The sequence below is a fragment of the Stenotrophomonas sp. 610A2 genome (assembly GCF_030549615.1).
GTDB lineage: Bacteria > Pseudomonadota > Gammaproteobacteria > Xanthomonadales > Xanthomonadaceae > Stenotrophomonas > Stenotrophomonas pigmentata.
In genome coordinates, this window is the sequence record NZ_CP130832.1 from 2,258,466 (window position 1) to 2,285,083 (window position 26,618).

The 26,618-nt window shown below is 63.7% G+C and carries 22 protein-coding genes and 1 tRNA gene; 11 read left to right on the forward strand and 12 right to left on the reverse strand.

Features of this window, described 5'->3' with window-relative positions; genetic code table 11:
• Position 1: 1 nt before the first annotated feature.
• Entirely contained in the window at positions 2-757 is a 756-nt protein-coding gene (locus Q5Z11_RS10190; RefSeq protein WP_405051688.1) for an OmpA family protein, read from the forward strand.
• Positions 758-792: 35 nt separating this feature from the next.
• Here the strand turns inward: Q5Z11_RS10190 and tssA are convergent, their stop codons facing one another.
• From tssA to hutI, 6 genes are all read right to left on the reverse strand, one after another.
• Positions 793-1,854, reverse strand: a complete 1,062-nt coding sequence (gene tssA / locus Q5Z11_RS10195) for a type VI secretion system protein TssA (RefSeq protein ID WP_303749876.1) — start codon at positions 1,852-1,854, stop codon at positions 793-795.
• Positions 1,855-2,075: 221 nt separating this feature from the next.
• Positions 2,076-4,457: a CocE/NonD family hydrolase gene (locus tag Q5Z11_RS10200; protein WP_303749877.1), complete on the reverse strand. Its 2,382-nt coding sequence runs from the start codon at positions 4,455-4,457 to the stop codon at positions 2,076-2,078.
• 78 nt (positions 4,458-4,535) lie between these two features.
• Positions 4,536-6,203: a urocanate hydratase gene (gene hutU / locus Q5Z11_RS10205; RefSeq protein WP_303749878.1), complete on the reverse strand. Its 1,668-nt coding sequence runs from the start codon at positions 6,201-6,203 to the stop codon at positions 4,536-4,538.
• Entirely contained in the window at positions 6,200-7,051 is an 852-nt protein-coding gene (hutG, locus tag Q5Z11_RS10210; protein ID WP_303749879.1) for an N-formylglutamate deformylase, read from the reverse strand. Before hutG ends, hutU begins: the two co-directional genes overlap by 4 nt.
• 446 nt (positions 7,052-7,497) lie before the next feature.
• The gene (gene hutH / locus Q5Z11_RS10215) at positions 7,498-9,045 is read right to left on the reverse strand and encodes a histidine ammonia-lyase (protein ID WP_303749880.1); all 1,548 of its coding nucleotides are present in this window, start codon (positions 9,043-9,045) and stop codon (positions 7,498-7,500) included.
• A gap of 49 nt (positions 9,046-9,094) precedes the next feature.
• A complete protein-coding gene (gene hutI / locus Q5Z11_RS10220; RefSeq protein WP_303749881.1) occupies positions 9,095-10,300 on the reverse strand; it encodes an imidazolonepropionase in 1,206 nt (401 codons plus the stop codon).
• Positions 10,301-10,366: 66 nt separating this feature from the next.
• On the opposite strand from hutI, the gene Q5Z11_RS10225 reads away from it, so the two are divergent.
• Positions 10,367-11,731, forward strand: coding sequence for a formimidoylglutamate deiminase (locus tag Q5Z11_RS10225; protein ID WP_303750010.1), 1,365 nt, complete (start codon positions 10,367-10,369; stop codon positions 11,729-11,731).
• A gap of 42 nt (positions 11,732-11,773) precedes the next feature.
• Entirely contained in the window at positions 11,774-12,502 is a 729-nt protein-coding gene (gene hutC / locus Q5Z11_RS10230) for a histidine utilization repressor (RefSeq protein WP_303749882.1), read from the forward strand.
• A 59-nt stretch (positions 12,503-12,561) separates the two neighbouring features.
• Here hutC and Q5Z11_RS10235 read toward each other — a convergent pair whose 3' ends face one another.
• The 4 genes from Q5Z11_RS10235 to Q5Z11_RS10250 all read right to left on the reverse strand — a co-directional run bounded on the left by Q5Z11_RS10235 (position 12,562) and on the right by Q5Z11_RS10250 (position 15,549).
• Complete coding sequence (locus Q5Z11_RS10235) at positions 12,562-13,593, reverse strand: restriction endonuclease (RefSeq protein ID WP_303749883.1); 1,032 nt, start codon at positions 13,591-13,593, stop codon at positions 12,562-12,564.
• Positions 13,594-13,689: 96 nt separating this feature from the next.
• Entirely contained in the window at positions 13,690-14,457 is a 768-nt protein-coding gene (locus Q5Z11_RS10240; protein ID WP_303750011.1) for a YggS family pyridoxal phosphate-dependent enzyme, read from the reverse strand.
• 272 nt (positions 14,458-14,729) lie between these two features.
• Positions 14,730-15,194, reverse strand: a complete 465-nt coding sequence (locus Q5Z11_RS10245; RefSeq protein ID WP_303749884.1) for a phasin family protein — start codon at positions 15,192-15,194, stop codon at positions 14,730-14,732.
• Positions 15,195-15,273: 79 nt separating this feature from the next.
• A complete protein-coding gene (locus tag Q5Z11_RS10250; RefSeq protein ID WP_303749885.1) occupies positions 15,274-15,549 on the reverse strand; it encodes a polyhydroxyalkanoic acid system family protein in 276 nt (91 codons plus the stop codon).
• 119 nt (positions 15,550-15,668) lie between these two features.
• Here Q5Z11_RS10250 and Q5Z11_RS10255 point away from each other — a divergent pair, with 119 nt between their 5' ends.
• The 4 genes from Q5Z11_RS10255 to aroA all read left to right on the forward strand — a co-directional run bounded on the left by Q5Z11_RS10255 (position 15,669) and on the right by aroA (position 20,440).
• Positions 15,669-16,481, forward strand: coding sequence for an FHA domain-containing protein (locus Q5Z11_RS10255; protein WP_303749886.1), 813 nt, complete (start codon positions 15,669-15,671; stop codon positions 16,479-16,481).
• Between the two features lie 140 nt (positions 16,482-16,621).
• On the forward strand, positions 16,622-17,707 hold the full coding sequence (gene serC / locus Q5Z11_RS10260) for a 3-phosphoserine/phosphohydroxythreonine transaminase (protein ID WP_303749887.1): 1,086 nt from the start codon (positions 16,622-16,624) through the stop codon (positions 17,705-17,707).
• A gap of 50 nt (positions 17,708-17,757) precedes the next feature.
• Positions 17,758-18,984, forward strand: a complete 1,227-nt coding sequence (gene pheA, locus Q5Z11_RS10265) for a prephenate dehydratase (RefSeq protein ID WP_303749888.1) — start codon at positions 17,758-17,760, stop codon at positions 18,982-18,984.
• Between the two features lie 142 nt (positions 18,985-19,126).
• The gene (gene aroA / locus Q5Z11_RS10270) at positions 19,127-20,440 is read left to right on the forward strand and encodes a 3-phosphoshikimate 1-carboxyvinyltransferase (RefSeq protein ID WP_303749889.1); all 1,314 of its coding nucleotides are present in this window, start codon (positions 19,127-19,129) and stop codon (positions 20,438-20,440) included.
• Here aroA and Q5Z11_RS10275 read toward each other — a convergent pair.
• Positions 20,424-20,918 carry an energy transducer TonB gene (locus tag Q5Z11_RS10275; RefSeq protein WP_303749890.1) on the reverse strand — a complete coding sequence of 165 codons (495 nt, stop codon included), beginning with the start codon at positions 20,916-20,918 and terminating at the stop codon, positions 20,424-20,426. The genes aroA and Q5Z11_RS10275 overlap by 17 nt on opposite strands.
• 108 nt (positions 20,919-21,026) lie before the next feature.
• The gene (locus tag Q5Z11_RS10280) at positions 21,027-21,677 is read right to left on the reverse strand and encodes an energy transducer TonB (protein WP_303749891.1); all 651 of its coding nucleotides are present in this window, start codon (positions 21,675-21,677) and stop codon (positions 21,027-21,029) included.
• 113 nt (positions 21,678-21,790) lie between these two features.
• Here Q5Z11_RS10280 and serS point away from each other — a divergent pair, with 113 nt between their 5' ends.
• The 4 genes from serS (at position 21,791) to Q5Z11_RS10300 (ending at position 26,563) form a co-directional block, all read left to right on the forward strand.
• Complete coding sequence (gene serS, locus Q5Z11_RS10285) at positions 21,791-23,068, forward strand: serine--tRNA ligase (RefSeq protein ID WP_303749892.1); 1,278 nt, start codon at positions 21,791-21,793, stop codon at positions 23,066-23,068.
• Positions 23,069-23,641: 573 nt separating this feature from the next.
• Positions 23,642-24,634: a LysR family transcriptional regulator gene (locus Q5Z11_RS10290; RefSeq protein WP_303749893.1), complete on the forward strand. Its 993-nt coding sequence runs from the start codon at positions 23,642-23,644 to the stop codon at positions 24,632-24,634.
• Between the two features lie 67 nt (positions 24,635-24,701).
• A tRNA-Ser gene (locus Q5Z11_RS10295) sits at positions 24,702-24,791 on the forward strand.
• A 236-nt stretch (positions 24,792-25,027) separates the two neighbouring features.
• Positions 25,028-26,563: a sensor domain-containing diguanylate cyclase gene (locus Q5Z11_RS10300; protein ID WP_303749894.1), complete on the forward strand. Its 1,536-nt coding sequence runs from the start codon at positions 25,028-25,030 to the stop codon at positions 26,561-26,563.
• Positions 26,564-26,618 lie beyond the last annotated feature (55 nt).

The following is a 26,618-nucleotide window of genomic DNA, read 5'->3' on the forward strand; positions in this document are numbered from 1 at the left end:
GATGTTGGTGGTCACTCCTGTGTTCGCGCAGACCGCACCGTCGGCAACCGTGACGGCGCCGTCGGCTGCAGAGCGGCCAGTGATAATCGAAGGTGTGGTGCCTGATCAGGCCACCAAGGCCAAACTGCTCAACAATCTGCGGGCGGTTTATGGCGCAGAGCGCGTTGTGGATCGTATCCAGGTCGAAAGCATCGCCACGCCACCCAATTGGGGTGACTACGTTGCCGGGATGATCAATCCGGGGCTCAAGCGCGTGTCGCCGGGCAAGCTTGAGGTCAACGGCCAATCTGTACGCGTCACCGGCGAGGTGGCCAATGAAGCCCTGCGCCAGCAGGTGGCCAGCGATCTCAGCCTGGCCAGCAACACCAGCTACACGGTCAGCAATGCCTTGAAGGTAGGCTCACAGCAGGGTGTTCTCGATCAGACGCTGGCCAACCGCATCATCGAGTTCCAGAGCGGCAGCGCCAGGTTGACGCCATTCGGTATGAGCATCCTCGACGAGATGGTTGCCAAGATGGCGCAGATGCCGGACAGCCGCTTCCTGATCATCGGTCATACCGACAACGTCGGCCAACGCGAATCCAATCTGTCCTTGAGCCATGCGCGTGCAGCTGCAGTGAAGAGCTACATGATGTCCAAGGGTATTCCGAGCACGCATATGGATGTGTTGGGCAAGGGGCCGGATGAGCCGGTGGCGGACAACACCAGCAATGACGGCCGCGCGCGCAACCGTCGTATCGAGTTCAAGATCCAGTAACTGCGCTTTGTCAGTTCTGAAAGGAAACGACGGGCTTAAAACCCGTCGTTTTCGTTTTTGACATCGAGCATTTCTTCCATCTGCTCGAGCGTTGTGTGGTCCTTGATGACGCGCTTCAACCAGACATGCAGCGGCATCTCGCCCCAGCTAGCGGCCTTCTCGGCCAGATAGGCGACAGGGCTGTGCGGCTCGGTGCGGCGGAAGAACTCGGCCACCTGACGCAACTGGGCCAAGGCTTCCTTGCGGCTGGTCGGGGCACCTGCTGGGCCACGTGGCGCGGCGCTGTTCACTGTTGGCTCGGTAGCAGCGATGGACGCGTTGAACGTGTCGCCAGCATCATCAGCGGGATCATCCACTTCGCCATCGAGCAACATGCCGGCTTCGCGGGCAAAGCGCCGGACCGTGCGCTGCAGGTGGTCCAGTTGCTCGCGTACCGCGCTGAAGCTCGGGCCATCCATGCCCAGGCGGCTGTCCACGGCGGCCTGCAGTTCATCCAGAGCCTGGCTGCAGTCGGGCAGGGCGGAAACCAGCTGCCGATAGACATCGTGCGACGTGCTGCGCCGCGCCGCTTCGAGAACGTCCAGGCTTGGGCGGCCATCGGAATGGTCGCCATTACTGGCGTGTGCGTGCTCGAAATCAGCCAGACTGAAGCGCCCCTGCGGTGCGACGGCGATGGGGATTGCACGCAGCCACTGCGAGGTATTGGTCAGCAGCCAGCTCAGGTTGCCGATGCGTTCTTCGTAGTCGCCGTCGTGCGCCACGGGATGCACCTCATCCCAATAGCGATCGCACAGGCCTGCGGTGACCCGGAAGCCCGCAGCAAGGCCGCTGAAGCCGTCTTGTTGGGTTGCTGCTTCGCATAGCCAACCGGCCAGTCGCAGGTCCTTGGTACGGGTCTGCAGCAACTGGTTGCAGTCGCGCAGCACGCTGCCCCAGTCGGCGTATTTGATGTCGGTCTGCCACGCCCCTTGGTCCAGGGTGGGGTCGTCGGCACGACGGTTTTCGATGATCCGATCGAACTCGGCCGAAAACGACAGGTCTTCACCGGTCGCAGCGTGTCCGTCAATCGGGGCCAGCAGGGCATCCTGATCCAGCATGGCAAATCTCATTGTGGGCTACTGGCCGATTCTAGCCCGGCGATGGGCAAGAGAATGTAGAGGCCGGTTGCAGGTCTGGAATGGCCCAGCCCTGGCTGAGTTCATTCAGCAATCGTCCGGACCCACTCCTGCGCTTTGGCTACAGGAATCATCTGAACATCCCTGGCAATTGCCGAGAATGTCCGCACTTTTCGCGCGGCGCTTGCTGGCAGCGCTGGTTTTCAATCGCGAACGGGCAGGTCGATGTGGCTGCTGCCATACCAGCGTATCTCCAGCGGCGTGCCGGCATCGGCCAGCGTTTCGTCACTGGGGTCCTTGCCACTGCCGAGGTTGAGCTGGCGGTCGGGCTGTTTGATTACTCCCAAGGTGACTACCACACGACTGCCCGCAGAGAGTTTTCGGCCGATCAGGCGGGTATCGCTGATGCGTACGCGGTGACGTTGTGAGGGCTCGAGAAGCTGGCGTTGGCTCGGGTCCTGCGCATGGCTGAGCCGCTGCAGCCAGTAAGCCAGATCGAGATAGTTGCCATCGGCGGTGAGCTCGTAGATGGCAAGCGCCACATCGGCATCCTGCTTGCTGAGGCTGAAATCGAGCATGCCGCTGAACGCGCCTGCCAGTTCGGTCTCCTGCGTCAGCGGTTCGCTGAGGAACACCAGCCCCGCATGCGGGTCAAGCGTCCGGTTGATGACATCGCGTGGCGCTTGCCAGCCCGCATCGCTGCGGTCGCGGAAATCGACTCGCTGCAGGCTGCTGCGCGCCGGAGCAGCTTCAGCGGCCAGCTGTTGAGTGCCCTCGCTTCCCGGTACCAGATAGAGGCGCTGCTGACGCGTAGGCATGGCTTCCAGCGTTGCCGCGTGCCGCCAGCGGTTGCTGCCCATCACCTGCCAGTTGATCCGGTCACTGAGCAATGCTGGTTTGGCGGCGCCTTTCAGCACGTGGTCGAACCATGCCAACCGTAGCGCCTGCAGGTCGATGCGCGCCACTGGATCCGGGCTGTAACCCTGCACCTGTTCCGGTACGCCGGTCTGCATGGTGAAGTGCTCGTAGGGGCCTATCAGCAGCGTGTGATCGGCATCCGGGCGCTGTTTCAGGTGCTCACGGAAATAGTGCAGGGCGCCGATCTGGGCGCCGTCGAAGTAACCGGTTGTCGCCAGCACCGGGATGCCGATCTCAGCGAATTCGCGCCCTTGCGGAATCATTGCCTGCCAGTAAGCATCGTAGGTTGGGTGCTGCAACCATTGTTCGAACAAGGGGTTCGCGGTGCCGTCCAGCTTCGGTAGCTCGCGATAGGGCTGGCCGCTTTGATACCAACGGCTGTTCAGCGCATTCCATCGACCGCTATCGCCATAAGTGGCATCGTCCAGCGAGGTGTTGTTGGTTGTGTAGAGGGGCCACGGATAGATGAAGTTCAGGAAGATCCCACCTTCCATCGGCACGTCGATGCCCGGCGCAGTGGTTGCGGAGGTAGCGATGGCCTTGAGCGCTGGTGCGCCACGCTTGAGTGCTGCCCATTGGGTAAAACCGCTGTAGCTGCCGCCATACATGCCGACCTTGCCGTTGCTCCATGGCAGGGCGGCGGCCCAGGCAATCACGGCTGCGGCATCACTGCCATCGTGATCATACGGGCGGATCGGATCAGGGCTGCGGCCCTTGCCGCGACTGTAAGCAACCACGCTGCCGTAGCCGTGAGCAGCCATGGTTTTCGCATCCATCCAGGCCCAGTCGTCATTGGCGTAGATGGTGAAGGTGAGCAGCACCGGTAGCTTCGTGGCCTTGGCCGGATGCATGGAGATGGCGGAGATGCGTGCGCCATCGCGCGTGGTGATGCTGATGTTGCGATCAATGCTGTAACGCCGCGCATCGTCTTCGTTGATCGCCTGCGGAGCCAGCGGTAGAAATTCCGCGTAAGCACGGTGTACCTGCCATGCACGCAGCAAGGCGACGGCTTGTTCGTCGTTCAATGCAGCGACGCTTTCGGTAGCATCGACCAGCCGGTCCCTTTGTTCGCGCAACCGCTGCAGGTTGGTTCCAAAGGCGAACTCGGCCTTCAGCGCCGTTGGGTCATCGAGACGCTGGAAGTTGTCTGCAAAACTGCGTTTCCATGCATCGGCGAAATTGATCCGCTGCGCTAACTGCAGCTGCTTGGCGCGCGCGTAGATCTCGTACTGGAGGTAAAGCGGTGGTTGCTGGGTCGAATCCCCGCGTAATGCGCGCAGCTTGCGGATGCTCTCGAGTGCCTGTGGATACTGGCCCGCGACAATCTGCAGGCGGAAGCGGGTGTCCAGCAGCTGTTGTTCGTCGCCTTGGGACAGGCGGGCCAAGGTGAGTCTTGCAAGCCCTGGCATGGCTGCATCGACATCGGCGGCCTGCAGCCGCGCTGGTGGGGGGACCGACAGGTCCAGGGCTGAGGCACTCCCCGCGCCGAATAACAGTAGTAGGACAAGCAAGCCACGCATGGCGGGACCATCGGTTTGTTCGTTGGCCTTCAATAGCACATCGCATGGATGCGCGTAACGGGAGGCCTGCATTGGTTGCAGCCTTGAAGCAGGCGATGTTAGCCGGGAGTGCAGGCGTTGCGGTGACCTGGGCTCTGGCCGGCGCAAGCAGTTTGACTGCAGTGCCAAAAGCACAACGGGCAGGCGATCGGCCTGCCCGTTGCGTTCACAGCCAAGGATGCTGGATCAGCCGAGGATGCCGGGCAGATCCAGTCCCTTGTCCTTGGCGCAGTCGATGGCGATGTCGTAGCCGGCATCGGCATGGCGCATCACGCCGGTGCCCGGATCATTCCAAAGCACCCGGGCGATGCGCTGGTCGGCGGCTTCGCTGCCGTCACAGACGATGACCACGCCGGAGTGCTGCGAGTAACCCATGCCAACGCCGCCGCCGTGGTGCAGGCTTACCCAGGTGGCGCCGCCGGCGACATTGAGCATGGCATTGAGCAGCGGCCAATCGGAAACCGCATCGGAGCCATCCTTCATCGATTCCGTTTCACGGTTCGGAGACGCAACGCTGCCACTGTCCAGGTGATCGCGGCCGATCACCACCGGTGCGCTCAGTTCGCCATTGCGTACCATCTCGTTGAAGGCCAGGCCGAGCTTGTGGCGCAGTCCAAGGCCGACCCAGCAGATACGCGCGGGCAGACCCTGGAAACTGATGCGCTCACGCGCCATGTCCAGCCAACGGTGCAGGTTGGGATCATCGGCGATGATTTCCTTGACCTTGGCGTCGGTCTTGTAGATGTCCTCCGGGTCGCCGCTCAGCGCCACCCAACGGAACGGGCCGATGCCGCGGCAGAACAGCGGACGCACGTAGGCAGGTACGAAGCCGGGGAAATCGAAGGCGTTCTTCAGGCCTTCGTCGAAGGCCATCTGACGGATGTTGTTGCCGTAATCGACAGTGGGAATGCCGGCGGCATGGAAGGCAAGCATCGCCTCAACGTGCACGCGCATCGCGGCCTTGGCGGCATCACGCACCTTCTCCGGATTGGCCTGCTGTTCGGCGAGCCATTGCTCCACGCTCCAGCCAATCGGCAGGTAGCCGTGCACCGGATCGTGGGCGCTGGTCTGGTCGGTAACGCAATCCGGACGCACGCCTCGACGGACGAGTTCCGGCAGGATCTCGGCGGCATTGCCGAGCAGGGCGATCGACTTGGCCTCATCGCTGGCGGTGTACTTGGCGATGCGCGCCAATGCATCGTCGATGTCAGTCGCCTGCTCGTCGACATAGCGGGTACGCAGGCGGAAATCGATGCTGCTCTGGCGGCATTCGATGGTCAGGCTGCTGGCGCCGGCCAGCGATGCGGCCAGCGGTTGCGCACCGCCCATGCCGCCCAAACCCGCGGTGAGTATCCATTTGCCCTTCAGGCTGCCGCCGTAATGCTGGTGGCCCATTTCAACGAAGGTTTCGTAAGTGCCCTGGACGATGCCCTGGCTGCCGATGTAGATCCAGCTGCCAGCGGTCATCTGCCCGTACATCATCAAGCCCTTCTTATCGAGCTCGTTGAAGTGCTCCCAATTGGCCCAGTGCGGTACCAGGTTGGAGTTGGCGATCAGCACGCGCGGTGCATCCGGATGGGTAGGGAACACGCCGACCGGTTTGCCGGATTGCACCAGCAGGGTCTGGTTGTCGTCCAGGCGCTTCAAGGTTTCCAGAATCTTGTCGTAGCTCTCCCAATCACGTGCGGCGCGGCCGATGCCGCCGTACACCACCAGCGAAGTCGGGTCCTCGGCAACTTCGGCATCGAGGTTGTTCTGCAGCATGCGGAACGGCGCTTCGGTCTGCCAGGACTTGCAGTTGAGCGTATTGCCGCGCGGCGCGCGCGGGTTGCGGGTAGGGTCGTGACGGGTCATGCATTTCTCCTGGTAGAAAATTCCAGACAAGCGCCGAGCACTTGCTGCAAGGTGTTGCGGACGGGGGTTGCGTGTTCGGGGTCGTACGGCGTGGGCCAGCTGTGCTCGTCCACGTCTTCAGGTGCGGGTTCGTGCATATAGCCACGGCAGCCCAGCTCCATCTGCAGGGTATGCACGCCGTTGGCGGTATTGCTGTAATGACGGGTGATCCAGCCACCCTTGAAGCGGCCATTGCGCACGTGCGACATACCGCTCATGGCGCAGAGGTTTTCGACCACGTCGGTCAACGCGTTGTCGCAGGAGGTATCCGGCGCACCACTGGGGCCGGCACTGCCGATGTTGAACTGCGGCAGTTCGCCATCGAACAGATGCGGAATCAGGGAGCGGATCGAATGCGCGTCGTAAACCACGACAGTTTCGTGTTGCGTACGCAGTCGTTCAATTTCGGCAGCCAGCGCCGCGTGGTAGGGATCGAACCAGGTTTCGCGCCGGTACTGGATTTCTGCTTCGTCGGGCTCGTGGCCGGCGCGGTATAGCGGCTGGTTGTCGAAGGTGGTGAGCGGGCACAGACCGGTGGTGTTTTGACCTGGATACAGGGAGGCGCCGGAGGGGTCGCGGTTGACGTCGATAAGCGAGCGCGAGATCGCTGTGCGAACGGTGGTGGCGCCCAGCGCCTTGGCGAAGGCATAGAGCTCGTGCACCCACCAGTCGGCGTCGCGCCGTGCCAGCCACGGTGATACGAAGTGGCCAACCCGTGAGGCAGGAAGCTCGGTGCCGGTATGCGGGAAGCTGACGATCAGCGGAGCGTGACCGTGGTGGATCTGCAGCCAGTCAGGGGTGTTCGTCATGGGGATTCCTGATGTAAGGCGGAGCGGCGATTTTTGCTTTGCGCGTTGCATGGCAGATTGCGGTGCCCCCAGCCTTCACCTCTCCCGCTTGCGGGAGAGGATGCCCGGAGGGCAGGTGAGGGCGCTCTTTGCGGTGAGTGCAAAAAGCTCCCCTCATCCGGCGCTTCGCGCCACCTTCTCCCGCAGGCGGGAGAAGGGACTGCATCGGCTGCTTGCGGCGCGTTGTACCTGGCCTGACGGATTGCAGCGCTGCTAGCTGTCTCCTCTCCCGCATGCGGGAGAAGGGATTGCATCGTGGCTTGCGGCGAACTGTGCTCGGTCTGGCAGATTGCAGCGCTGCTAGCTGTCGCCTCTCCCGCAAGCGGGAGAGGATGCCCGGAGGGCAGGTGAGGGCGCTCTTCGCGATATGGCCCCAACGCTAGCCGACAGCTCTGCATACGCTTCGATCAAGCCTTGTCAGTCACATCAACCCCCGGCAACTGCAGACCCAAGCCGGCCGTCAGCGCACCCGCGCGCACCAATGCAGTCGCAGCAACCATATCCGGGTGGAAGTAACGATCGTCCACCAGGGTCGGCACCTGCGCGCGCAAGGTCGAACGCACCTGCTCCAACGCTGGACTCGAACGCAGCGGCGCATGGAAGTCGCAGCCCTGGCCGGCAGCAAGCAGTTCGATGCCAATGACGTTGGCAGCGTTCTCAGCCATGGCGATAAGTCGACGTGCGCCATGCGCAGCCATCGACACATGGTCTTCCTGGTTGGCCGAGGTCGGGATCGAATCGACGCTGGCCGGGTAGGCGCGCTGCTTGTTCTCGGAAACCAATGCTGCCGCGGTGACCTGCGGAATCATGAAGCCGGAGTTCAGGCCCGGCTTCGGGGTCAGGAAGGCGGGCAGGCCGGACAACGCAGGATCCACCAGCATCGCGGTACGACGCTCGCTGATCGAGCCGATCTCGCAGACCGCCATCGCCAGCATGTCTGCCGCAAACGCCACCGGTTCGGCGTGGAAGTTGCCGCCGCTCAATGCTTCGCCGGTATCGGTGAATACCAGCGGATTGTCGGAGACGCCATTGGCCTCGATTTCCAGGGTGGTCGCTGCCTGACGCATCACATCCAGCGCCGCACCCATTACCTGCGGCTGGCAGCGCAGGCAGTATGGATCCTGCACACGCACGTCGTTGTCGCGGTGCGATTCGCGGATCGCCGAGCCCTGCATCAGCTCGCGCAACACCGCTGCGGTGGCGATCTGCCCGCGCTGCCCGCGGATGCTGTGGATACGCGGATCAAACGGCGTATCCGAGCCCTTGGCTGCTTCCACCGACAAGGCGCCGGTAACCAGCGCTGCATGGAATACCACTTCGATTTCAAACAAACCGGCCAGCGCATAGGCAGTCGAATACTGCGTGCCATTGAGCAGCGCCAAACCCTCCTTGGCGCCCAGTACCAGTGGCTGCAGACCGGCCTGCGCGAAGGCAGCTTCGGCGGACATCCGCACGCCGCCGATAAAGGCTTCACCGACACCAATCATCACGCTGGCCAGATGCGACAGCGGTGCGAGGTCGCCGGAAGCGCCAACCGAACCCTGGCAGGGCACAACCGGCACCACGTCCTTCTGCAACATTGCTTCCAGCAGCGCCAATGTCTGCGGGCGAATGCCCGATGCGCCTTGCGCGAGACTGGTCAACTTCAGCGCCATCATCAGTCGCACGACGTCGACCGGCATCGGCTCGCCTACACCGGCGGCGTGCGACAGCACGATATTGCGCTGCAGGGTTTCCAGGTCTTCGCGTTCGATGCGAACGCTGGCCAGCTTGCCGAAGCCGGTATTGATGCCGTACACGGGCTCACCCTTGGCGACGATGGCGTCCACCACCTGCGCGCTGCGCAGCACCGCAGCTTGGGCGGATTCGTCCAAGCGCACACTGGCGCCGCGATAGATCTGCCGCCATTGCGCCAACGGAACGTGGCCGGGGAGGAGGGTCAAGGTAATGCTCATGCGTGCTCCAGCAGTGCGAGATTCAAGGTGCGAGGTTCAACGTGCTTGGTTAAACGGTTTGCCCGCGCCAGACGCGGGCATGCAACGGGTTGAAGCCGATCCGGTAGACCAGGTCGGCGGGGGCGTCGATGTCCCAGATGGCAAGATCGCAATCCATGCCGGCTACCAGCTTGCCGACACGGTTGGCGCGGCCCAATGCGCGTGCGGCTTCGCGGGTGAAGCCGGCGATGCACTCGTCCACGGTCATGCGGAACAAGGTGGCGCCCATATTCATGGTCAGTAGCGGGCTGGTCAGTGGCGAGGTGCCGGGATTGCAGTCGGTTGCCAGCGCCATCGATACGCCTGCATCGCGCAGGCCCTGGATCGGCGGCAGCACGGTCTCGCGGGTGAAGTAATAGGCGCCAGGCAGCAGCACGGCAACGGTGCCGGCCGCACGCATCGCGGCGATGCCGGCTTCGTCCAGGTGTTCGATATGGTCAGCGGACAATGCGCCATTGTGTGCAGCCAATTCCGCACCGTGCTGGTTGGACAGCTGCTCGGCGTGGATCTTGATTGCCAGGCCGTGTTGCTTGGCTGCTTCGAACACCTGCTGTGCCTGCGCCGGTGAAAAGGCGATGTTCTCGCAGAAAATATCGACCGCTTCGGCCAGGCTTTCTGCAGCGATGGCCGGGATCATCACAGCGCAGACTTCGTTGATGTAGGCCTGTGCCTCGTGGCCGGGCGGCACAGCATGCGCACCAAGGAAGGTTGGCACGATCTCGACCTTGCGCAGTACACCCAGCTCGCGCGCAACGCGCAGCTGCTTGCGCTCATCGGCCAGGGTCAGGCCATAGCCGGATTTGATCTCGAGGGTGGTGATGCCTTCGGCCAGCATCGCATCCAGCCGGGGCAGGCTGGCGCTGATCAACGCTGCGTCATCCGCCTGGCGGGTCGCACCGACCGTGGAAACGATGCCGCCACCGGCCTTGGCGATCTGCGCATAGGTCACGCCCTGAAGGCGCTGCTCGAACTCGCCGGCGCGGTTGCCGGCATAGACCAGATGGGTATGGCAGTCGATCAGGCCGGGGCTGATCCAGCGGCCATTGCAGTCGACGCGTTTATCGGCTTCAAATGCAGGGGCATCTGCCGCTGGCCCGACATGCAGGATGCGGCCATCGCGGGCGGCGACAACACCGTCGCGGATGCTGCCCAGTCCGCCCGAGGCGTCGTCCAGGGTCATCAGGTTGGCGTTGTGCCATAGCGTGTCGCAGCGCATTGTCCCTCTCCGTGCCTATTTGTATATACAATAACGGCGACCATCGGAGAGTGTCCAGTGACAACGATCAAGCCAGCCCCAACGGTTCGTTTCCACGCTGCCCAGGCCTTGTTGCCGCAGGGCTGGGCGCAGGATGTGCGCATCGACAGCGTTGCCGGGCGCATCACCGCGGTGGTTGCCGGTGAAGCCTGGGATGGCCAGTCGCAGCGTCTGGACGTGGTGGTGCCGGGCCTGGGCAATCTGCACAGCCACGCTTTCCAGCGCGCGATGGCCGGGCTTACCGAGGTTGGCGGACGCTCAGGTGACAGCTTCTGGAGCTGGCGCGAACTGATGTACCGGTTCCTTGACCGGCTGGACCCGGATACCTTCCAGGCCATCGCCGCGCAGGCCTATATGGAAATGCTGGAGAGCGGTTTCACCCGCGTCGGTGAGTTCCATTACCTGCACCACACCGAGAATGGCGGCCGTTACGCCGACCACGCTGAAATGTCGGTACGCGTTGCCGCAGCAGCGGATGAAACCGGGTTGGGCCTGACCCTGCTGCCGGTGTTCTACGCGCACAGTGATTTTGGCGGTGCCGCGCCCACCCCGGCGCAGCGCCGTTTTCTGCACGATATCGATGGTTTCGCCGAGCTGCTGCAGGGGTGCAAGCGAGCGCTCGCGGATAGCCCTGATGCGGTGCTTGGGCTGGCACCGCACAGCCTGCGCGCGAGCACGCCGGAGGAATTGCAGGCGCTGGTCGCGTTGGCGCCGGGCCCGATCCACATCCATATCGCCGAGCAGACCCGCGAAGTCGATGCCTGCCTGGCCTGGAGCGGCCAGCGGCCGGTGGAATGGCTCTACGCCAATGCAGCGGTGGATGCGCGTTGGTGTCTGGTGCACGCCACCCACGTCAACGACAAGGAAGTGCGGTTGATGGCAGACAGTGGTGCGGTGGTCGGCCTGTGCCCGATTACCGAGGCCAATCTGGGCGATGGCCTGTTCCCGATGCGCGGGTTCGTACAGGCTGGTGGCCGTTTCGGTGTCGGTTCCGATTCCAATGTATTGATTGATGCGGCCGAGGAGCTGCGCCTGCTCGAATACGGACAGCGTCTGCAGTTGCGCGGACGCAATGTGCTCTCGCCGGGCGATTTGTCCAGCGGCCGCTGGCTCTACCAGCAGGCCGGCGAGGGTGGCGCACAGGCATTGGGCGTGCAGGCCGGATTGAGTGTGGGCGCTGCCGCTGATCTGCTTGAATTGGATGCCCAGCATCCGGCCCTGCTCAACCGCAGTGGTGACGCTTTGCTTGACAGCTGGCTGTTCGCCGCACGTAATGGCGCCCTTCGCAGTGTCTGGCGCAACGGTCGGGCCCTGGTCCGCGATGGTCGTCACGTGAACCGTGATGCGATCAGCGCGCGTTACCGTACCGCGCTTGCGCGGATACTGGGCTAAGGTCGGTTTTCGGCCAGACACCGCCTCTTTCAGGAAACCCGAGTGAAGGGCAAGAAAGCTCCCACCCTCAACCACCGCATCCGCAGTGACATCGAAGGCCGCATCCTCAGCGGCGAATGGGAGCCCGGCTTCCGGATTCCGTTTGAACACGAGTTGATGGAGCAGTACGGCTGCTCGCGGATGACGGTGAACAAGGTGCTTACCGCGCTGGCCGAGAGCGGCATGATCGAGCGTCGCCGCCGCGCCGGTTCCTTTGTTGCCCGGCAGCCACCTCACCTTGAGCAGGTGGCGCTGGAAATTCCCGACATCGAGGTGGCGGTCACCGACCGCGGCCACGAATACGGCTTCCAGCTGCTGGAGCGCGCACATCGCAAGGCCAAGGATGCCGTGGCCGAAGAGTTGCTGTTGGTGGGCGAGGGCAAGTTGCTGGCGATGCGTTGCCTGCATCTGGCCGATGGCAAGCCACTGGCGTTGGAGCGCCGCCTGATCAATCCCGAGGCGGTGCCGGAAACCCTGAAAGTGGATTTCTCCGTCCACGCGCCGGGCAGTTGGCTGCTGCAGAACGTGTCATGGACGCGCGGCCAGCACCGTATCAGTGCGGTGGCCGCGACGGCCGATGAGGCTGCGTTGTTGCAGGTGCCGGTGGGCACGGCCTGTCTGGTCATCGACCGCCAGACCTGGCGCGGCGAGCTGCCCATCACCTGGGTGCGGCAGATGTTCCTCGGCGATGCCTACGACCTGATTGCCCGCTTCGCGCCGGGCGCACGCTGATTCAACCCGTCTGATTCACCGTCCAGCCAGGCCGGTGCCTGGCTGGACGGTGCTGTTGCTCAGATCGTGCTGCACTGCCGCCAGCGCACCGGCTCATCCACGCCCGGGCGCGGGTTGAGCTGCACCCGGGTGGTGCGCAGCGCCGGGTAGCGTTGCAGCTGCTGGCAGATCAACGGCCACACCTGGGCGTCTTCGCCGCTGCGTTCCACCGACAAGGTGGAGCGGGTCAGCCAGATGCCGCTGACCACGCCGGAAGTGCCGGCCAAGGCCTTTGAAACGGATTGCTGGTAGCGCAGCAGGGTGGCCGCGTCCGGGTCCTGCACGAGGTCGCCAGGGTGAGGGGCGGTGGTCGGCGCGGCTGCCGCAGGTTTGGCCTTGGTCGGTTCAGTGGCGGGCTCGGCGGCAGGCTGTGCGGCCCCTTCCGCAGCTGCTTCGGCAGCTGGTTCAACGGTCAGCTGTGGCGCCGCCGCGACGGGTGCGGCGGCCGGAGCGTCTCCTTGCATGGTCATGTAGCCCATGCCGGCCAGCAGGCCGAGGGTGACTGCAGCCAGGCCGGCGATGCCGGTATGGCGCACCGCCTCGCGGCGGGCGATACCGGTCACGGTCTCATGTGCTTCGGTCGGCATGTAGGGCTTGAGCAGCTGCCACAGCTGGCGTGCATCGATGACTTCGATCGAGCTCTTTTCCGCTTCGGCCAGACCATCGCGCTCGACGTGGCCCTCGGTGATCAGCAGCCCGCCAACGGCGCCGGTCAGGCTGATGGCCGATGCGAGTTCGTGGATCGCGCTCGCGTCGAAGCGATAGGCGCGGCCGTGTTTGCACGACACCAGCCAGCGCTGGCCATCACGCTGCAGCAGGAAATCGCTGCTGGTGCCGCGGTCGTTTTCATCGTCGTCGGTGAGCGGGTGCAGGTCGCGCTGCTCGGCCATGGCCTGGTGCACGATGCGGGAAAACTCGCGCCAGCGCATGCCGGCCAATGCCGCCAGGCCGTGCTGGCGCTCGGTTTGACGGCGGGCAACCAACCATAAGTAAGCCGAAGCCAGGCCCCACAAAAACAATGCAAGCAACAGGGCCAGAATCCACGAAAACATCGACATACCTGGGAAGCCTAGAGTAGGGGCCCAGTCTATCTTTCCTGACGACCGTAAGAGCTGGCTGACTTCGCCTTTTTGAGCTGAGCCGGTGAATTAATCGGTGGGTTTGGTCGTCGGCCAGTAATGGCTGTCGGGTACCGCGCGTGCGCCAAAAATGGCCTGGCCGACCCGGACCACGGTTGCGCCTTCCTCGATGGCGATCTCGAAATCCCCCGACATGCCCATCGACAGCTCGTCCAGGCCGATGCCGGCTGGGACCTGCTGTCGCAGCGTGTCGCGCAGTTCCCGCAGGCGCACGAAGCAGGCACGTACCTGCTCAGGCTGGGCCGAGAACAGGGCAAGGGTCATGAGCCCGCGCACGCGCAATGCGCCGGAACGCGGCAAGGCCTGCAGGAAATCGGCGACGGCCTCCGGGGCCAGCCCGTACTTGCTGTCCTCATTGGAGGTGTTGACCTGCACGAAGACGTCCAGTGAGCGGCCTTCGGCCTGCAGTCGCCGTTCCAGGGTTTCGGCCAGGCGCAGGCTGTCCAGCGCCTGGAACTCGTGGGCGAAGCGCGCCACCAGCTTGGCCTTGTTGGTCTGCAGATGGCCGATGACCGACCAGTGAAGGTCGTCCAGGTCCTGCATGGCCTCCCATTTGTGGTGGGCTTCCTGCACCTTGTTCTCGCCCAGCAGGCGACAGCCAGCCTCATAGGCCAGGCGGATGTGGGCTTCGTCGATGGTCTTGCTGACCGGCAGCAGGCGCACGCTGGCGGGGGCGCGGCCGGCGCGCTGGCAGGCCGCGGCGATGCGTTCGTTGACCAGTGCCAGGTTGTGGCGGAAATCGTCCACGGTTTCGGCACGCGGGTACTGGCCGTGCATGGCGTGTCGGGTCTGGGTGCCGGAATCCAGGTCCGGGCGAGGGGTTTGCATGCATGTCTCCAGCGATTGCAGCAGCCGCCAAGTGTCACGAGGGCGGCGCGGTGAACGCTGGATTATCGCCGGTTGGCGTGTGAAGCCGGTGGCTTTCAGCCCTGCGGGCAAATCGCAGGCATGAAAAACCCGCCATCCGATGCCGTGAGGGGAGGGAGACTTACGGCGCGGTACTGCTGGCGGGTAATTGATTCTTGCTCAACTAATGCTGCTTTGCAACATCACTGGTCTTCAGCTTGTTGCTCGCCATGCGCGGCCCGGCTTTCGGCCCGGGTTAGGCGGCGGTTGAGGGCGTCCAGACGGTCATTCAGCGCCTCGATGTCGGTGCGCGATGGGATGTCCATGCGCCGCAGCACGCTGTGCACCCGGTCTTCAAACGACTTCTCGACCTTGTCCCAGGTGTCGGCGGCGCGGTCACGTGCCTGGCCCAGGGTGTTCTCGACGGTGTCGCGCAGGCTCTCGCCATTGCGCGACTGCTCGCGGGAGCGGGCTTCGGTGTTCTGGCCTTCCTTGACCAGCGTGTCAAACAGCTTGCTGCCCTCGGCCTGTGCCCGCGACAAAGCGCCCAAGCCGGCCAACCACACCTGTTGCGCCGACTCGGTCACCTTCCTGCTCAAGCGTTCGGCCTGACCCTGCGGGCCGGTGCTGTCATCTTCATCTTCGGGGCGTTGCTCGTACGTGGTCATGACGATGCTCCTGTGCGGGGTTGAAGAGTCCAGCCACACCGTAACGGCTGGGCGGCTTGATGTGTGTGACGGTGCCGGCTCAGCCCAGCTTGTCAGTCAGCACGCGTTGGATTTCAGATTCCACCATGCCTTTCATTGCCGACAGCAGGAAGCCCAGCTCGGCCTTGACCCGCACCGCGCCCGGCAGCAGTTCGATGGCGCCGTCCACGCCGGAGCGGTTGAAGTGCAGTACCGGGCCGTCCCAGCGGGTGACCACGTCGAAGCGTTCCTGCAGCTTCTCGGCGACCTCGGCGATGGCGGTGCGGGCCTTGTCATCGGACAGGGAATGGGCGTGCTGGATATCAATGGTGGACATGGCGTGTGGCCTGTACTGCTGTATGTAAGAAAGATGCGCCATTGTGCGGACCTGCGCGGCGTAGTCCAAGTCTCACGTACACCTTCTGCATGACCGGATGACCTGCTAGTCTGCTGCCGGTGCGCACTCTGCAAGTCCATTTCAGTAATCGTCAGCAGCCGGATCAGTCATTGATGCCGGGTGTCCAGCGCATTGTGCGCCATGCCTCCGGCCAGGTCCGTCTGGGCGATGGCAGCGTTGGTCCGCTGCTGCTGGCGCAGTTCTGCACGGATCAGCGCGGCGTCTGGCTGCAGGTCGCCAGTGGCAGCCGCGGCATCCATGTCAATGGCCGTCCCGTTCGGCGCATGGCGTTGCTGCGGGCAGGTGACTCGGTATATGCCGATGGCGCGGAGATGCTCCTGCGTGGCGAATGCGAGCAGGTGTCGCATCCGCCCGAAGCGCCGATCGAAGGCAGCGAGGACCTGCGGGTGCTGCTGCGCGGGGTGGGCGGACGCCATCATGGGCGCAGCTTCACCCTGGACAAGCCGCGTGTCATCGGCAGCGACCCGGCCAGCGACATCCATATCGATGACCCGGCGTTCGCCGAGCGGCATGCGCGTTTCGAGCGGCATGGTGAGAAAGTCCTGCTGCGTGACCTGGGGTCGGCCGAAGGTAGCCAGGTCAACGGTGTGAGTACCCGCCACTGCTGGCTGCAGGCCGGCGACCAGGTGGTGTTCGAGGGCAACCACCGCTTTGTGCTGGAAATTCCTCTGAATCCGGTGTCCGTGAGCGCAGCGTTTCCGGTTGAGGACGAAGACGAGCCGGCGGCGATCAAGCCGTCTGCGGTTGCCCCGGCCAAGCCCAAGCTGCCACGGCGTTGGCCCTGGTTGCTGCTTAGCGCCTTGTTGCTTGGGGCGGCAATCAGTGCCTTGCTGCTGTTTGGGGCGCGCTGAACATCAGCGCCCGCTGTAGTCGTCATCGCTCCTGAAAGGCCTGAAACCGCTGCCCAGAATGGGTGCAGATGCAACTTTTCCCGGGTGGCCCAAGGCTGTTGCGCTGCGGCATACTAGGGGTTCTGCTCAACAGGTGTGACATGACACGCGCATTCAATTTCAGTGCCGGCCCAGCGACATTGCCGGAATCGGTCCTGCGTCAGGCGCAGGCGGAGATGTTGGAATGGAATGGCGTAGGCGCGTCCATTGTCGAGATCAGCCACCGCAGCGCCGATTTCATGGCCGTGGCGGCCGAGGCCGAGGCTGACCTGCGTCGCCTGATCGGCATCCCCGACGACTACGCGGTGTTGTTCCTCGGTGGCGGCGCCACCACCCAGCAGGCCTTGCTGCCGCTGAATTTCGCCAAGCCCGGCCAGCGCGTGGATTACGTGGTCAGTGGCCATTGGGGCAAGACCGCGGTCAAGCAAGCCAAGCCCTATGTCGATGTCAACATCGCCGCAAGCGGTGAGGCCAGCGGCTACCGCGATATCCCGGCGCGCTCACAATGGCAGCTGTCGGACGATGCGGCATACGTGCATATCACTGCCAACGAAACCATCCACGGCATCGAGTTCCGCGATGTGCCGGAGGTGGGCAAGGTACCGCTGATTGCTGACTTCAGCTCGTCGATCGCCTCCGAGCCGATCGATGTGTCGCGCTATGGCGTGATCTATGCAGGCGCGCAGAAGAACCTGGGCCCGGTGGGCATTGCCGTGGTCATCATCCGTCGCGATCTGCTGGAGCGTGCTGGCCAGCCGCGTGCCGATATCTTTGACTACCGCTCGCACGTTGAGCGCGACTCGATGTTGAACACGCCACCGACCTGGAACTGGTATCTGGCCGGGTTGATGTTCAAGTGGATGCTGGCCCAGGGAGGCGTTGAAGCCTTTGCCAAGCTCAGCCTTGCCAAGTCGTCGGCGGTGTATGACGCCATCGACGGCTCCGGCGGTTTTTACCGCAATGAAGTGGCTGCGGCGGTGCGTTCGCGCATGAACATCCCGTTCTTCCTGCCCAGCGAAGAACTCAACGCACGCTTTGTCAGTGAATCCAAGGCAGCCGGCCTGCTGGCGCTGAAGGGCCACAAGGCCGTCGGTGGTATCCGCGCCTCGCTGTACAACGCCATGCCGCTGGAAGGCGCGCAGGCGCTGGCCGCATTCATGCGTGATTTCCAGCAGCGCAACGGTTGAACCAATCCCGCCGTGCGCAGTGCGCCGGCCTGTAACAGGTAGACGATTCCATGGCGACCAAGCCAAGCAAGACCGCCAGCAAGGCCAAGCCGGCCACCGCAGCCAAACCTGCCACCAAGAAGGCGCCGGCCAAGTCGGCTGCAGTGAAGAAAGTTGCCGCCAGCAAGAAAGCAGCGGCCGAAACCCTCACCGTCGCCAAGCCGGTGCTGTCGGATGTGCGCGCCAAGATCGACCAGATCGACCGCAGCATCCAGGCCCTGATTGCCGAGCGGGCGAACTTTGCCCACCAGGTTGGCAAGGCCAAGGGCAAGCTGGCTGCCGCCGTTGATTACTACCGGCCCGAGCGCGAAGCGCAGGTGCTGCGCATGGTGGTGGATCGCAACGAAGGCCCGCTCAGCGATGAAGTGCTGGTGCACGTCTACCGCGAAATCATGTCGGCCTGCCTGGCCCAGCAGGAGCCGTTGAAGATCGGTTACCTCGGCCCGGAAGGCTCGTTCACCCAGCAGGCGGCGCACAAGCACTTCGGTCGCTCGGCGCTGGGTCTGCCGCTGGCCAATATCGAAGAGATCTTCCAGGAAGTGGAAAACGGCAACGCCGACTTCGGTGTGGTGCCGGTGGAGAACTCCGGGCAGGGCACGATCCAGATCACCCTGGACATGTTCCTGACCTCCAACCTCAAGATATGTGGTGAAGTCGAGCTGCGCGTGCAGCAGTATCTGCTTTCGCGCACCGGACGCATTGAGGACATCGAGCGCATCTATGCGCATCCGCAGGCCTTCATGCAGACCTCGGCATGGCTGCGCGCCAATCTGCCCAAAACCGAGAAGGTGCCGGTCTCCAGCAACTCCGAAGGTGCGCGCCGCGCCCGCAACGCCGAAGACGCAGCGGCTATCGGAGGCGAGAGTGCAGGGCACGTATACGGTTTGAAGAAGGTGGTAACCAAGCCGATCCAGAACGACGCGGACAACACCACGCGTTTCCTGGTGATCGGCCGCCAGCTGTTCCCGTCGTCTGGCCATGACCGCACCTCGGTGCTGGTCTTCATCCACGACAAGCCCGGTGCGCTGTTCGACGTGCTCAGCCCGTTCGCGCGCCACGGCATCAGCATGAACCGCATCGAATCGCGGCCATCGCATCAGGCCAAGTGGGAATACGGCTTCTTCATCGACCTGGCCGGCCACATCGAAGACGAATCGATGCAGGCCGCGTTGGCCGAGCTGAAGTCGCATTCTGCGCAGATCAAGGTGCTCGGCTCCTACCCGGTCGCCGTGCCCTGACAGGCATGCAGTTCCTTCCCCCGCGTGCGGGGGAAGGTGCCCGAAGGGCGGAAGGGGGCGCTTTTACTCAGTTGCCCGGCACATTGTAAATTTTTCTTTCCGCAGTCTTCGCGGAAGGAACACAGCAGATCAGAGAGACCGCATGAGTTCCCAGCCCTACTGGATTGCACGCAAAGGTTCCGCCCTGCAGGGCACGCTCGCCATTCCCGGCGACAAATCGGTGTCGCACCGTTCGGTGATGTTTGCCGCCTTGGCCGATGGCGTATCGCATATCGATGGTTTTCTGGAAGGCGAGGACACCCGTGCCACCGCCCATATCTTCGAGCAGATGGGTGTGCGTTTTGAGACCCCGTCAGCGTCGCAGCGGATCGTCCATGGCGTAGGCGTGGACGGATTGAAGGCACCGCAAGGCGAGCTGGACTGCGGCAATGCCGGCACCGGCATGCGCCTGTTGGCGGGCCTGCTCGCCGCACAGCCGTTCGATAGCACCCTGATCGGTGACGCCTCGCTGTCCAAGCGGCCGATGCGTCGCGTGACCGGGCCGCTGGCACAGATGGGCGCGCGCATCGACACCCAGGACGATGGCACACCGCCGCTGCATATCCATGGTGGCCAAGCACTGCACGGAATCGATTACGAATTGCCGGTGGCCAGTGCGCAGGTCAAGTCGGCGGTGCTGCTGGCTGGTCTGTACGCACAGGGCGAAACCTCGGTGGTGGAGCCGCATCCGACCCGCGATTACACCGAACGCATGCTGCGCGCATTCGGCGTGGAGATCGAGTTCGAGCCGGGCAAGGCGCGTCTGCGCGGCGGTCAGCGCCTGCGTGCGACCGATATCTCGGTGCCGGCGGACTTCTCGTCATCGGCGTTCTTCATTGTTGCAGCCAGCATCATTCCCGGCTCGGAAGTACGCCTGCGCTCGGTTGGCTTGAACCCGCGTCGTACCGGTCTGCTGGCTGCGCTGCGTTTGATGGGCGCGGACATCAGCGAGGAGAATCACGCTGAGCATGGTGGCGAGCAGGTCGCTGATCTGGTCGTGCGCTACGCGCAGCTGAAGGGCGTGGAGATTCCGGAAGCGCTGGTGCCGGACATGATCGATGAGTTCCCGGCGCTGTTCGTTGCCGCTGCCGCTGCCGAAGGCCAGACCGTCGTGCGCGGTGCGGCCGAGCTGCGGGTGAAGGAGTCGGATCGTTTGGCGGCGATGGCGACCGGCCTGCGTGATCTGGGCCTGCGCGTGGACGAAACCGAAGATGGCGCGACCATTTTTGGCGGCCCGCTGGGCAGCGGCACCATTGAAAGCCATGGCGATCACCGCATCTCGATGGCTTTCGCCATCGCCGGCCAGCTCAGCACTGGTGAAGTGCGTATCAATGATGTCGCCAACGTGGCGACCTCGTTCCCGGGCTTCGACAGCCTGGCCAGTGGTGCCGGCTTCGGACTCAGCGTCCGGTCCTGAATTCCACCGGCACCTGCACGATGCTGTTGATGGCGCGACCATCCCGCATTGCGGGCTGGAAGCGCCATTGACGCAGTGCTTCGATGGCGGCCTTGTCCAACGCTGGATCAACGCCGCCTTCATGCCCGACCACGCTGGCTTGGCTGACTTTGCCATTGGCATCAATCTGCAGGCGCACGATCACATCGCCTTCAAGGCCGGCATTGAGCGCGGCGGCGGGGTAGTCCGGCGTCGGGTTGCTGGATAGAGGCTCTGCATCGCGGTTGCCGGCAACACTGACCACCGACGTGGTGTCGGCGGTGGTGATGGAAACCGGGCCGGTAGCGACCGGCGCCTGCAGGGTGCGGTAGCCCAATACACTGAAGATCGTCACAACCGCGACCGCGAGCAGGCCCCACAGCCAAGCCGCAGCAACGCCGTGCGGGCGTGCTGGAACTGGATGGTGGGTGCTGCTGTGCTGGTGGGGGATGCTGGACATCGACTTGGCTGCTCTGCGTAACATCTACGCAACAAGTCTGGTCCGCCACTCCCAAACGGCGAATGACTTTCAGCATGAACCGGCTCCCTTGGGGAGCCGGGGTTCAGCTTACAGGGCCGGTTTGAAGTCGAACGGGATTTCCAGGCTGCCCTGCATCGGTTGGCCATTGCTCTGTGCAGGCTGGAAACGCCAGTTACGCACTGCTTCCTGCGCGGCCCGATCCAGGTCACGCGAGCCACTGCGCTGGATCAGGCGAACGTCCAATGGCACGCCATTGGCGTCGACATCCACATGAACGATCACCGTGCCGCTTTCACCACGGCGCAGCGCCGCCGGCGGGTAATCCGGGGCTGGGCTCTGGCCCGGCAGCGGCACCGGCTGGTCGCTGGGAGCGACGGCAGCAGCTGGCGCTGCGGGGGGGGGATCGGCCGGTGCAGCCTCGGCAATGGGTTGCGGCGGCGGGGCGGGCGCGGTTTCCACCAGCTCCGGGGCTTCTTCCACCGCTTCCGGACGCGCATCGGGCATGTCGCTGGCGCCTGCGCCGGCGGGCAGCGGTGCCGGCAAAGGTGCCAATACGGCGCTGTTGGCCTGCGGCTGGGCCGGATCGGCACGGTAGAACTCGTTCTGGCGGCGGGCATTGAGCCAGACCACCAGGAACAGCAATATGCCTACGCCAAAGGCGATACCGGCGATCTTCAAACTGCTGCGGGGCAGGTGAAAAGTGAAGTTCTGGTCGGAGCGGGAGCTTGGGGCGGACATGGTCTTGACCGTGTGGATCAGGCCGATTCTTGCACAGGAAAGGTGAATCACGAGGCAGAAAGCCGCGGTTCGCGCGATAATCTATAGCTCACACCCGTACACAGTGCCCAGCCATGCTTGATCCAGCCCTTCTTCGCCAGCAGCCCGCCGAACTTGCCGAACGCCTGCGCAGTACGCGCGGCTACGTGCTGGATGTGGCCGCCTTCGAATCGCTGGAGGCTGATCGCAAGCGCATCCAGGTGCGCACCCAGGAGCTGCAGAGCCTGCGCAACAGCCGTTCCAAGTCGATTGGCCATGCCAAGGCCAAGGGCGAGGACGTGTCGGCGATCATGGCCGAAGTGGCCGCGTTCGCCGATGAGCTGAAGAGCTCCGAGGCCCAGCTCGACGTGCTGCGCGAGCAGATCGAAACCCTGTCGATGGGCATCCCGAACCTGCCTGCCGCCGATGTGCCGGCTGGCAAGGACGAGAGCGAGAACGTCGAGCAGCTGCGCTGGGGCACCCCGCGCGAATTCGATTTCCCGGTGCTCGACCACGTTGAACTGGGCGCCCGCAACAACGGCCTGGATGCGGAAACCGCCGCCAAGCTGTCCGGTGCGCGCTTCACCGTGCTGCGTGGTTCGATCGCGCGCCTGCATCGTGCGCTGGGCCAGTTCATGCTCAACCTGCACAGCAACGAGCATGGCTACGAGGAAACCAACGTGCCGGTGCTGGTCAATGCCGACTCGCTGCGCGGCACCGGCCAGCTGCCCAAGTTCGAGGAAGACCTGTTCAAGACCGCGTTGGGCGAATCCACGCGCTACCTGATCCCGACCTCGGAAGTGCCGCTGACCAATATCGTCCGCGACGAGATCATCGACGCCGAGCGTCTGCCGGTGCGCATGACCGCGCATTCGATGTGCTTCCGTTCCGAAGCCGGCAGCGGTGGCCGTGACGTGCGCGGCATGATCCGTCAGCATCAGTTCGAGAAGGTGGAACTGGTCAGCGTCTGCGCCGCCGAAGACAGCGATGCCGAACACGAGCGCATGACCGCTTGCGCCGAAGCCGTGCTGCAGAAGCTGGGCCTGCCGTACCGCAAGGTGTTGCTGTGCACCGGCGACATGGGCTTCTCGGCGATCAAGACCTACGATCTGGAAGTCTGGCTGCCCTCGCAGCAGACCTACCGCGAGATCTCCTCGTGCTCGAACTGCGGTGATTTCCAGGCGCGCCGCATGCAGGCCCGCTGGCGCAATCCCAATGGCAAGCCGGAGCTGGTGCACACCCTCAATGGCTCGGGCGTCGCGGTAGGCCGCGCAATGATCGCGGTGATGGAAAACTACCAGAACGCCGACGGCTCGATCACCATCCCGGAAGCGCTGCGCCCGTACATGGGCGGCGCAGAACGCATCGCCTGACCATCAGGCGATCACACTGCTGATCCGGCATGTAGTGCCGAGCCAAGCTCGGCAGCGGTCTGCCCGATAACGCTTCGGCACCCGTGCCCACAAGGCCTTTGACCCATGTGGGAGCGGTGTAAGCCGCGAAGTTCGATCAGCTGGAATTGCAGCAAAGCCCGCAATCGCAAGGATTCCGGGTTTCTCGGCTCACGCCGCTCCCACAAAGCGGGCAGCCAAGCACTGGTAGTGCCGAGCCATGCTCGGCAGGGGCCTGCCCGTTCGTGCTTCAAGCGCCACGCTCCAACGCTGCAAAGCTGCAGCGCTTTGTAGGAGCGGCGTAAGCCGCGAAGCCAGCAGCGCTGAAATTGCACGAAAACCGTCGACCACACGGATCGCCAGCTTCGCGGCTTACGCCGCTCCTACAACAGCATGCCGCCCCCGGACGCTTCGGCCTTCAAAAATGAATGGGCGCCGCCATAGTCCGGCAACCAACCCCCTGAACCTCCAATCAGGACTGTTTGAGGTATGATTTGTAAATACAGGACAAAGCTGATTAAATTAGCTGGTTCGTTCCAATGATGGACTCAATCCATGCAGGACCTCAACGACCTCTACTACTTCGCCATGGTGGTCGACCACGGCGGCTTTGCCGCTGCCGAGCGTGCGCTGGGCATCCCGAAATCACGCCTCAGCCGGCGCATCAGCCAGCTTGAAACCGATCTCGGTGTGCGCCTGCTGCAGCGTTCCACGCGGCGCTTTGCGGTCACCGATGTCGGCATGAGCGTGCATCGGCATGCGCAGACCATGCTGGCCGAAGCGCAGGCAGCGCGCGAAGTGGTGGACCGGCTCAGCGCTGAGCCACGCGGATTGGTGCGCGCCAGCGTGCCGGTGTCGCTGGCGCAGATGCAGCTGCCCAAGCTGTTGCCGAAATTCCTCGAGCAATACCCGAAAGTGCGGCTGCAGCTGAATATCAGCAACCGCCGCGTCGACATCATCAACGAAGGCTATGACGTGGCCCTGCGCGTGCGTTCGCGTCTGGATGATGACGGCAGCCTGGTGATGCGCAGCTTCGGCCAGGTGCAGGAACTGTTGGTAGCCAGCCCGGCCTATCTGGATCGGGCAGGGCGCCCGGCCTCGCCGGAAGACCTCAGCAACCACGTGACCCTGAGCATCAGCGAAGACGAGGCGCGGCAGCGCTGGGAACTGCATGGTCCGGGCGGTGAAGTGCGCCGGGTCGAATTGCAGCCACGCGTGGCGGGCTTTGATTTCCCGCTGCTGCAGGCAATGGTCAAGGATGGTTTCGGCATCACCATGCTGCCGGAAACCGTCTGCGCCGAGGCCGTGCGTAATGGTGAACTGGAAGTGGTGCTGCCGGACTGGTCGCTGCCACAGGGCATCTGCCACGCGGTGTTTGCTTCGCGGCGCGGGTTGTTGCCGGCAGTGCGGGTATTCATCGACTTCCTGGCCGAACACCTGCCGACCGAGCTGGAAGCCTCGCGCCTGCATTGTGGCGGAGCCTGCGAACGGGCCAAGGAGAAGATCCGCGCTTCGATGGCCGGATCGTTGGCAATCGAAGCGGGTTGAACAAAAAAGTCCGCAGGCATGCGAGAATGCCCGCCCCGGAACGCTATCCGGGGTGGTTGCACGTTACGGGCAGATGGCCGAGCGGTTTAAGGCACCGGTCTTGAAAACCGGCGAAGGGTCAAACCTTCCGTGGGTTCGAATCCCACTTTGCCCGCCAGATTTCAGAGAAGCCGCTGTCACCAGCGGCTTTTTTGTTGAGCAGGGATGGATGGCGGCAGTATCTGGCGACGCCGGAATGACACCGGTATCGTCCGGTCAGGACAGTTCCGCTGGTAAAATGGACACGGCTTGGGGGAGCTGCGCGCCCGGGCATGCATGGGTTCGTCGCGGCTATACCTTGAAGCGTCCGCGTTGGGATCCATGGATTTACGAAAACTGATTTTGGTGCTCACGTTGATCGGAGCACTGGTGCCGTTCGCCAATACGTTCTATGCCAGCTATACGGTGCAGCGTCAGCAGCTGATGGACACCACGCTGGATGGCAACTACGCCTACGCCAACAAGCTGGCCAAGAGCACCGAAGACTTCCTGGGAGCGTCGCAGCTGCAGCTCGGCTACACCGCGCAGCTGTTGGGCGGGAAGATGGGCGATGTGTCCAAGCTGGAGGAGGAAGCTGCTCGTCTGCGCATGATGAGCAAGAGCTTCAACTCCATCACCATCTTCGACGCCGGCGGCAAGGTGCTTGCGACCTCGCCGGAAGCGCTGGGTCTGCAGGGACGGGTGCTGGGCAGCGAAGCGGTGAAGAATGCCTTGCGCGAGAAGCGGCCCTTGATCAGCGCGCCGTACCAGTCGGCGACCGGCAATTTCATTGTCTTCATCACTCACCCGATTGTTTCCGAGTCGGGGCGTTACCTGGGTGCGGTCGGCGGTGCGATCTACCTGCAGAAGGAAAACATCCTCGATCGGCTGCTCGGCCAGCACTTCTATGTCGATGGTTCCTATCTGTTCGTGGTCGACAGGCAGAAGCGCATCATCTACCACCCGGATCCGGACCGCGTCGGAGACTTCGTCGAAAACAATATCGTGGTAGACCGCGTGGCAGCCGGTCAGGCGGGCAAGGGGCCCACGGTCAATTCGCACGGCGTCGCGATGCTGGCCGGCTATGCGCCGGTGGCGTCGACCGGTTGGGGCATCATCGCGCAACGGCCGCGGGCAGCCACGCTGGCGCCGCTGACCCAGCTGATGCAGAGCACCTTGTACCGGGCGCTGCCGGCCACGATCCTGACCTTGATCCTGATCCTCTGGAGCGCGCGCTTGATCTCGCGTCCGCTGCGCCTGCTGGCCGATGGTGCACGCAAGATGGAGGATCCATCCTCGGCCAAGGACATCCGCGAGGTGAAGTCCTGGTACTTCGAGTCACGTGAGCTCAAGAAGGCCTTGTTGATTGGTGTTGATGCCATCCACAAGAGCTTCAGCAAGCTGCGTGAGGACACCACCACCGATCCGCTGACCAAGCTCGGCAACCGTCGTCTTCTTGACGAGGCGTTGGCGAACTTCGAGAGCCAGGGCTGCGCGTTCTCGGTAATCTCGATCGATATCGACCATTTCAAGAAGATCAACGACAGCTACGGCCACGACGTCGGCGATACCGCCTTGCGCCAGCTTGCCCAGCGCATGCGCGAGGCCTGCCGCGCCTATGACGTGCCGCTGCGTACCGGTGGCGAGGAGTTCCTGATCCTGCTGCCGTCGACCACGCTGGCAACGGCGGCGCAGGTAGCCGAGCGGCTGCGCGCGGCGGTGGAGGCAATGAAGATAGCCAAGGTTGGCGCAATTACGATCTCGCTTGGCGTAGCCAATTGGCCGCAGAGCAGTTTCGAGGTCGAAGCGGTGCTGAAGGCAGCGGATGAAATGCTGTACGCATCCAAACGCGATGGCAGGAATCGGGTTTCGGTGGACCAGCGCGAGGCTGGTAGCCGTTCCCACGTTTAACCAGACGGGTGGGGCGGCCTGCATCCTTTGCGCCTCGGCACAGAGGACGGAAAGG